A 7,854-nucleotide genomic window follows, 5' to 3' on the forward strand; every position below is an offset into this window, starting at 1 on the left:
CTCCTGCACCGCGCGACCGAGGCGCCTTCGATCGGCTTTATCGGCGTCGAGCCCTTCGTCAACGGCATGGCCAAGATGATGATGGCGGTGCGCGAGAAACCGCTCGCCAATCTGCGGGTTTATGACGACGACGCCACAAGGCTGCTCGACTGGCTGCCGCAGGCCTCGCTCGGCGGCCTCGATCTGCTCTATCCCGACCCCTGGCCGAAGAAGAAACACTGGAAGCGACGTTTCGTAAGCCCGGTCAATCTCGAGCGGTTCGCGCGCGTGCTGAAGCCTGGTTCAAAATTCCGCTTCGCCTCCGACATCGACACTTATGTCAACTGGACCTTGCTGCATTGCCGCGCGCATGGCGCGTTCGCATGGCAGGCTTGCGAGGCGGCGGACTGGCACCGGCCCTATGATGGTTGGCCGGGCACCCGTTACGAGGCCAAGGCCATTCGTGAGGGCCGGCGGCCGGCCTATCTTACCTTCATTCGGAAATAGGCTCGCGGTCTTAGAGCAATTCCAGGAAAAGTGTGAAACGGTTTTCCGTCCGGAATTGCGTCAAAGCTAGAATCGGCGGCCGATGCGATCGAAGGCGGCAGGCTCGACGCCGAGGTTGCGCAGGTCGTCGGCGCGCGGCCTGCGACCGGCTTCTACGGCCCGTGAAGCGGCCACGGCGCTGCCGAATACGGTGAAGAAGTCGCCTATTGCAGAAAATATCTTGCGATTGCTCATGATCATGTCCTTTCGCGCACGTGTGACGCACGGCCACCTTTGTGCAGCGCAGCGTAAGTAGGTGCGTTTCAGCGCCAATCCCATTGGGGCCGCCGCATGGGCGCCATGCGCTCCATGCAACGCTGGCGGGGGCCACCTCGATGGCAGCGTTGCCCGACCAGCATAGCGGGCTTGAAACACAGGCCGCGATCGTCTATATCAGCCTCAAATTCTTGGTCGGTATGACGAAGAGTGGGTCCACCCGGTCCCGCTCTTTTTTATTACCTGCCGATAACTTGGTAGAGAACGACAGGGCTTCAATGACTGCAACGGCAAGCGAGGGCGACGATCGCATCATCCGCGAAAGCGGCATCGATGCGCGCATCGCGCTGATCGTCCAGCCGGTTCTGCGCGGCATCGGCTTCCGCCTCGTGCGGGTGCATCTGTCGGGCCAGAACGGGCTGACGCTGCAGATCATGGCCGAACGCGAGGACGGCACCATGACCGTCGAGGATTGCGAAGAGGTCAGCCGCGCGGTGTCGCCGGCGCTCGATGTCGATGATCCGATCGAAAAGGCCTACCATCTTGAAGTCTCGTCGCCCGGCATCGACCGGCCGCTGGTCCGCAAATCGGATTTCACGACCTGGACGGGTCATCTGGTGAAAATGGAAACATCGATCGTCGTCGCCGACCGCAAGCGCTTCAAGGGCAAGATCGCCGAAGCCGGCGAAGACGATGTGCTGATCGAGCGCGACAAGGCAGCCTATGGCGAGGAGCCGACGGTGCGCGTCCCCTATGACGCGATTGCCGATGTGCGCCTGATCCTGACCGACGATCTCATCCGCGATGCCCTGTCGAAGGACAACAGGGCGCGCAAGGAAGCCAAGAAGCGCCGTGGCGAACCGGACGACGACGAGTCGGGTGCGGAAGCGGACGCCACGGAAGAACACGAACAGGAACTATGATTGAGCTGCCGGGCGCAAAGGTCCGGCAAACAAGCTCGGGAGAAAAACGATGGTTGTAAGCGCCAACAGACTTGAATTGCTGCAGATCGCCGACGCGGTCGCGCGTGAAAAGTCGATCGACAAGTCGATCGTCATCGCCGCCATGGCCGATGCGATCCAGAAGGCGGCGCGCTCGCGTTACGGTCAGGAGACCAACATCCGCGCCGACATCAACCCGAACACCGGTGAGATGAAGCTGCAGCGGCTGATGGAAGTGGTCGAGAAGGTCGATGACTACGCCACGCAGATCGCCATTTCCTCGGCTCGCGAGCGCAATCCCGACGCCCAGCTCGGCGACTTCATTGCCGAACAGCTGCCGCCCATGGATTTCGGCCGCATCGCCGCCCAGTCGGCCAAGCAGGTCATCGTCCAGAAGGTCCGCGAGGCCGAACGCGACCGCCAGTATGACGAGTACAAGGACCGCATCGGCGAGATCGTCAACGGTACCGTCAAGCGCGTCGAATACGGCAATGTCATCGTCGATCTCGGCCGCGGCGAAGCGATCATCCGTCGCGATGAGCTGATCCCGCGCGAGAACTACAAATATGGCGACCGCGTCCGCGCCTATGTCTACGATGTGCGCCGCGAGCAGCGCGGCCCGCAGATTTTCCTGTCGCGCACCCATCCGCAGTTCATGGCCAAGCTGTTCACCATGGAAGTGCCGGAAATCTATGACGGCATCATCGAGATCAAGTCGGTCGCCCGCGACCCAGGTTCGCGCGCCAAGATCGCCGTCATCTCGCGGGACTCATCGATCGATCCGGTCGGCGCCTGCGTCGGCATGCGCGGCAGCCGCGTCCAGGCGGTCGTCGGCGAATTGCAGGGTGAGAAGATCGACATCATTCCGTGGTCGCCTTCTGCGGCGTCCTTCATCGTCAATGCGCTGCAGCCGGCGGAAGTCGCCAAGGTCGTGCTCGACGAGGATGCCGAACGCATCGAAGTCGTGGTTCCCGACGACCAGCTGTCGCTGGCCATCGGTCGCCGCGGCCAGAACGTGCGTCTGGCTTCGCAGCTGACCGGCTGGGATATCGATATCCTGACCGAAGCCGAAGAATCCGAGCGCCGCCAGAAGGAATTCGTCGAGCGTTCGTCGCTGTTCATGGAAGCCCTCGACGTCGACGAGATGGTCGGCCAGGTGCTGGCCTCCGAAGGCTTCACCAGCGTTGAGGAAGTCGCTTATGTCGATTCCGGCGAGATCGCCTCTATCGATGGTTTCGACGAGGACACCGCTTCGGAGATCCAGACCCGCGCCCGCGAATATCTGGAGAAGATCGAGGCCGAGCACGACGACAAGCGCAAGGCGCTCGGCGTTTCGGACGAATTGCGCGAAATCCCCGGCGTCACCACCGCCATGATGGTGACGCTTGGCGAGGACGGCGTGAAGACGATCGAGGATTTCGCCGGCTATGCCGCCGACGACCTGACCGGCTGGAAGGAACGCAAGGACGGCGAGACAAAAGTCTATCCGGGCGTGCTGGCCAATCATGGCGTGACCCGCGCAGACGCCGAACAGATGGTTCTGGCCGCCCGCCTCAAGGCCGGCTGGATCACCGAAGACGAGCTTGCAGCCGAAGAAGTCTCGGCTGACGAAGCCGTTGGTGCGTGAGGTGAAACCGCATCGCACCGAACCCGCCCTTGGACGAGATGAACGATCGCACCTGCATCGTTACGCGCAAACAAGCCGAACCGGATGATCTGATCCGGTTCGTCGTCGGCCCGGATTCGGCCGTCGTTCCCGACATCAAGAGAAATCTGCCCGGCCGCGGTTGCTGGGTGAGCGCCGACCGCCTACATATCGACAAGGCTGCGGCGAAGAACCTCTTTGCCCGCGCCTTCAAGGCACAGGTGGTCGTGCCGCCCGATCTTGGCGGCATGGTCGACGGGCTGCTTTCCAGGCACGCTCTGGGCATGCTTGGTCTTGCCCGCAAGGCAGGCGCAATTTCGCTTGGTGCTACCAAGGTCGAGAGCGCGGTGCGCGGCGGATTGGCGCTTTTCGTGCTGCATGCTTCCGAGGCGTCCGATGACGGCGTGCGCAAGATCAGCCAGGCGCGACGGGCGACGGTCCATCTCGGTGGGCCCGCTATCCTTGCCTACAAACTTTTCTCCGAGGCCGAGTTGAGCTTGGCATTGGGGGGTACAAATGTGATACATGCTGCCGTTCTCGCGGGAGACGCGGGCAGGGCGGTCCAGAAGCGCATGGTTGCGCTCGACCGGTATCGGGGCGGTTCCCCGGACGATCTGGCAATGCTTGCGGCTGTTGCTGACGAAGATGATGCCGCAGAGGATATGGAATGAGCGATACGAAATCGGGTGACGACAATACGCTGAGTGTGACGCCGAAGAAGACCTTGACGCTGAAGCGCCCCGGTATGGAACAGGGCACTGTGCGCCAGAACTTCTCGCACGGCCGCACCAAGCAGGTCGTCGTCGAAACCAAGAAGCGCAAGTTCTCGATGCCCGGCGACAAGCCGGAGCCTGTTGCCGCCCCCGTCTTCACACCGAAGCCGGCGGTCGTGGCCGCACCCGTCGTCGTGCCGGAAGCACCGAAGGCGCCGCCACCCCCGCCGCCCCCGGCCCCGGTCGAGCGCAGCGGCATGGTGCTGAACGAACTGTCGCGCAGTGAAATGGAAGCACGCCGCAGGGCGCTCGAGGGCTCGAAGGTTCGCGAGGTCGAGGACCGCCAGCGCGCCGCCGAGGATGCCAAGCGTCGCGCCGAGGACGAAGAGCGCCGCAAGCGCGAACGCGATGAATCCGCGCGCCGCCAGGCCGAGGAAGAAGCACGGTTGCAGACCGAGGCCGAATCCCGCCGTCGGGCCGAGGAAGAGGCGCGTCGCCGCGCGCCATTGGCTGCCGAACTGGCAACAGTCGATGACGAGGAAGTGGCCAAGCCGAAGCGGGTTGGTGCCGGCGCACCGGTGCGCCGTCCGGTCACGCCTGAAGTGGCGCGTCCGGCCAAGCCGACCAAGAGCGAGGAAGATCGCCGCCGTGGCAAGCTGACGCTGAATTCGGCATTGTCCGACGAAGATGCGCGAGCCCGTTCGCTGTCGTCGATGCGTCGCCGCCAGGAAAAATTCAAGCGCGCGATGCACAATGAGCCGCGCGAGAAAGTCATGCGCGAAGTGATCCTGCCAGAGACCATCACCATCCAGGAACTGGCGCAACGCATGTCCGAGCGCGCGGTCGACCTGGTCAAGTTCTTCATGAAGCAGGGCCAGATCCTGAAGCCGGGCGACGTCATCGACGCCGACACGGCCGAGCTGGTCGCCACCGAATTCGGCCACACGGTCCGCCGCGTCGCCGAATCCGACATCGAGGAAGGCCTGTTCAACATCGCCGACAATGCCGAGGACCTGGTTTCGCGTCCGCCGGTCGTGACGATCATGGGTCACGTCGATCATGGCAAGACCTCGCTGCTCGACGCGATCCGCAACGCCAATGTCGTCTCCGGCGAAGCCGGCGGCATCACCCAGCATATCGGCGCCTACCAGGTCGAGAAGAATGGTCACAAGATCACCTTCATCGACACGCCCGGCCACGCCGCCTTCACGGCGATGCGTGCTCGTGGCGCCCAGGCGACCGACATCGCCATCCTGGTGGTTGCGGCCGATGACAGCGTCATGCCGCAGACGATCGAATCGATCAGCCATGCCAAGGCGGCCGGCGTTCCGATCATCGTGGCGATCAACAAGATCGACAAGCATGATGCCGATCCGCAGAAGGTGCGCTCCGAACTGCTGCGCCACGAGGTTTTCGTCGAATCCATGGGCGGTGAAGTTCTGGACGTCGAAGTGTCGGCGACCAAGGGCACCAATCTCGACAAACTGCTCGAGGCGATCCTGCTGCAGGCCGAAATTCTCGACCTGAAGGCCAATCCGGACCGTACCGCCGAAGGCGTCGTCATCGAGGCCCAGCTCGACAAGGGCCGTGGTCCCGTTGCCACCGTGCTGGTGCAGACCGGCACGCTGATGCCGGGCGACATCCTCGTTGCCGGCAATGAATGGGGCCGGGTGCGTGCGCTGGTCAACGATCGTGGCGTGCAGATCAAGGAAGCGCCGCCGGCGATGCCGGTGGAAGTGCTTGGCTTGCAGGGCACCCCGCAGGCCGGCGATCGCTTCGCCGTGGTCAACAACGAGGCCCGTGCCCGCGAGATCACCGAATACCGCCAGCGTCTGGCGCGCGAGAAGGCGGTTGCCAAGCATGCCGGCCAGCGCGGTTCGCTCGAGCAGATGATGTCGCAGTTGCAGACAAGCGGGCTGAAGGAATTCCCGCTGGTCATCAAGGGCGACGTGCAGGGCTCGATCGAGGCGATCAACGCCGCACTCGACAAGCTCGGTACCGACGAAGTGCGTGCACGCATCGTCCATGCTGGCGCCGGCGCCATCACCGAAAGCGACGTGTCGCTGGCCGAGACTTCGGGTGCCGCGATCATCGGCTTCAACGTCCGCGCCAACGTCCAGGCACGTGCCGCTGCAGCGGCGGCTGGCATCGAGATCCGCTACTACTCGATCATCTACAACCTTGTGGATGACGTGAAGGCGGCTCTGTCGGGCCTGTTGTCGCCGGAGCGTCGCGAGACTTTCATCGGCAATGCGCAGATCCTCGAAATCTTCGACATCACCAAGGTCGGCAAGATCGCCGGCTGCCGTGTCACCGAAGGCAAGGTCGAGCGTGGTGCGGGCGTGCGCCTGATCCGCGACAACGTCGTCATCCACGAAGGCACGCTGAAGACGCTGAAGCGCTTCAAGGACGAAGTTTCGGAAGTCCCCGGCGGCCAGGAGTGCGGCATGGCCTTCCAGAACTACGAGGACATGCGCGTCGGCGACGTCATCGAGTGCTTCCGCGTCGAGATGGTGACCCGGACACTCTGAGTTCGAGTGACTTGTCCATACCGGGCGGTGGTCGAAAGGCCGCCGCCCCAAGTCTATTGAGAATGCCCATATGAGACATGCGGCACGGTTCCATCCCGCGCCTCACGCTTTCAGGATTGAGAAAAATGCCCCGTCCAACCGCATCCAGCCCATCCCAGCGCATGCTGCGCGTCGCCGAACAGGTGCGCCATGCGCTATCCGAAACCCTGCAGCGCGGCGAGATCATCGATCCGCTGATCGAGAACACCGTGGTGTCGGTCTCGGAAGTGCGCATGTCGCCCGATTTGAAGGTCGCTACCGCTTTCGTCTCGCCGCTCGGCGCCAAAGATGCCGATGCGGTGGTCGAGGCGTTGAACAAGCATGCGAAATTCGTCCGTGGCCGTGTCTCCGGCGCGCTGCGGCAGATGAAGTTCATGCCGGAGTTCCGCTTCAAGCTCGACACCTCCTTCGACAATTTTGCCAGGATCAACGACCTCTTGAAATCGCCGGAAGTGGCGCGCGATTTGGGTCCTGAGGACCAGGAAAACGCAGACCAGGACAAAGACGACAACAAGGACACCGAATAGTGGCGCGTCGCGGCAAGAAGAAGGGCCGGCCGATCTCGGGCTGGCTGATCCTGGACAAGCCGGTCGGCATGGGCTCGACCGAAGCCGTCTCCAAGATCAAATGGCTGTTCCAGGCGGAAAAGGCCGGCCATGCAGGCACGCTCGACCCGCTGGCGTCCGGCATGCTGCCGATCGCGCTTGGCGAGGCTACCAAGACCGTGCCTTACGTGCAGGACGGCGCCAAAATCTATCGCTTCACCGTTGCCTGGGGACAGGAGCGTTCGACCGATGACCTCGAAGGTCCGGTGACGAAAGAATCCGACCTGCGTCCGTCGGAAGCCCAAGTGCTCGCCCTGCTGCCGAAATACACCGGCGTCATCATGCAGACGCCGCCGCAATTCTCGGCCATCAAGATCGCAGGCGAGCGCGCCTATGATCTGGCCCGCGACGGCGCGACGGTCGACATACCCGCGCGAGAGATCGAGATCGGCCGTCTGGACGTTGTCGAGCATGGCGCCGACCATACTGTTTTCGAGGTCGAGTGCGGCAAGGGCACCTATGTGCGCTCGCTGGCCCGCGACATGGGCCGCGACATCGGCTGCTTCGGTCACATCTCCGAATTGCGCCGGGTCGAGGTCGAGCCGTTCACCTCGGAAGACTTCGTCACCATCGCCGAACTGGAAGCCGCCCGTTTCGGTGTGGAGGAGGTCGACAGCTCGGACACGACAGAAGCCGCTG

At 63.2% G+C, this 7,854-nt stretch carries 8 protein-coding genes; 7 read left to right on the top strand and 1 reads right to left on the bottom strand.

What is annotated here, in order from left to right; all coding sequences use genetic code 11:
- The coding region (locus tag ENZ75_RS13610) for a tRNA (guanosine(46)-N(7))-methyltransferase TrmB (RefSeq protein ID WP_128278140.1) at positions 1 to 486 on the top strand (486 nt) is incomplete at its 5' end.
- 66 nt (positions 487 to 552) lie between these two features.
- Here ENZ75_RS13610 and ENZ75_RS13615 read toward each other — a convergent pair.
- Entirely contained in the window at positions 553 to 720 is a 168-nt protein-coding gene (locus ENZ75_RS13615) for a hypothetical protein (RefSeq protein WP_013527898.1), read from the bottom strand.
- A gap of 299 nt (positions 721 to 1,019) precedes the next feature.
- Here ENZ75_RS13615 and rimP point away from each other — a divergent pair, with 299 nt between their 5' ends.
- The 6 genes from rimP to truB form a co-directional block, all read left to right on the top strand.
- Positions 1,020 to 1,664, top strand: a complete 645-nt coding sequence (gene rimP / locus ENZ75_RS13620; protein ID WP_013527897.1) for a ribosome maturation factor RimP — start codon at positions 1,020 to 1,022, stop codon at positions 1,662 to 1,664.
- A gap of 49 nt (positions 1,665 to 1,713) precedes the next feature.
- Complete coding sequence (nusA, locus tag ENZ75_RS13625; protein ID WP_013527896.1) at positions 1,714 to 3,309, top strand: transcription termination factor NusA; 1,596 nt, start codon at positions 1,714 to 1,716, stop codon at positions 3,307 to 3,309.
- Positions 3,310 to 3,347: 38 nt separating this feature from the next.
- Positions 3,348 to 3,998: an RNA-binding protein gene (locus ENZ75_RS13630; protein ID WP_024503463.1), complete on the top strand. Its 651-nt coding sequence runs from the start codon at positions 3,348 to 3,350 to the stop codon at positions 3,996 to 3,998.
- Entirely contained in the window at positions 3,995 to 6,571 is a 2,577-nt protein-coding gene (gene infB / locus ENZ75_RS13635; protein ID WP_013527894.1) for a translation initiation factor IF-2, read from the top strand. Before ENZ75_RS13630 ends, infB begins: the two co-directional genes overlap by 4 nt.
- A 125-nt stretch (positions 6,572 to 6,696) precedes the next feature.
- Complete coding sequence (gene rbfA, locus ENZ75_RS13640) at positions 6,697 to 7,137, top strand: 30S ribosome-binding factor RbfA (protein ID WP_024503464.1); 441 nt, start codon at positions 6,697 to 6,699, stop codon at positions 7,135 to 7,137.
- Positions 7,137 to 7,854 (top strand): tRNA pseudouridine(55) synthase TruB (gene truB / locus ENZ75_RS13645; RefSeq protein WP_128278141.1); only part of this gene is annotated, 718 nt, incomplete at its 3' end. The genes rbfA and truB, both read left to right, overlap by 1 nt.

Origin of the sequence: Mesorhizobium sp. M7A.F.Ca.CA.002.04.1.1 (genome assembly GCF_004022805.1) — a bacterium.
GTDB classification, from domain to species: Bacteria; Pseudomonadota; Alphaproteobacteria; order Rhizobiales; family Rhizobiaceae; genus Mesorhizobium; species Mesorhizobium ciceri.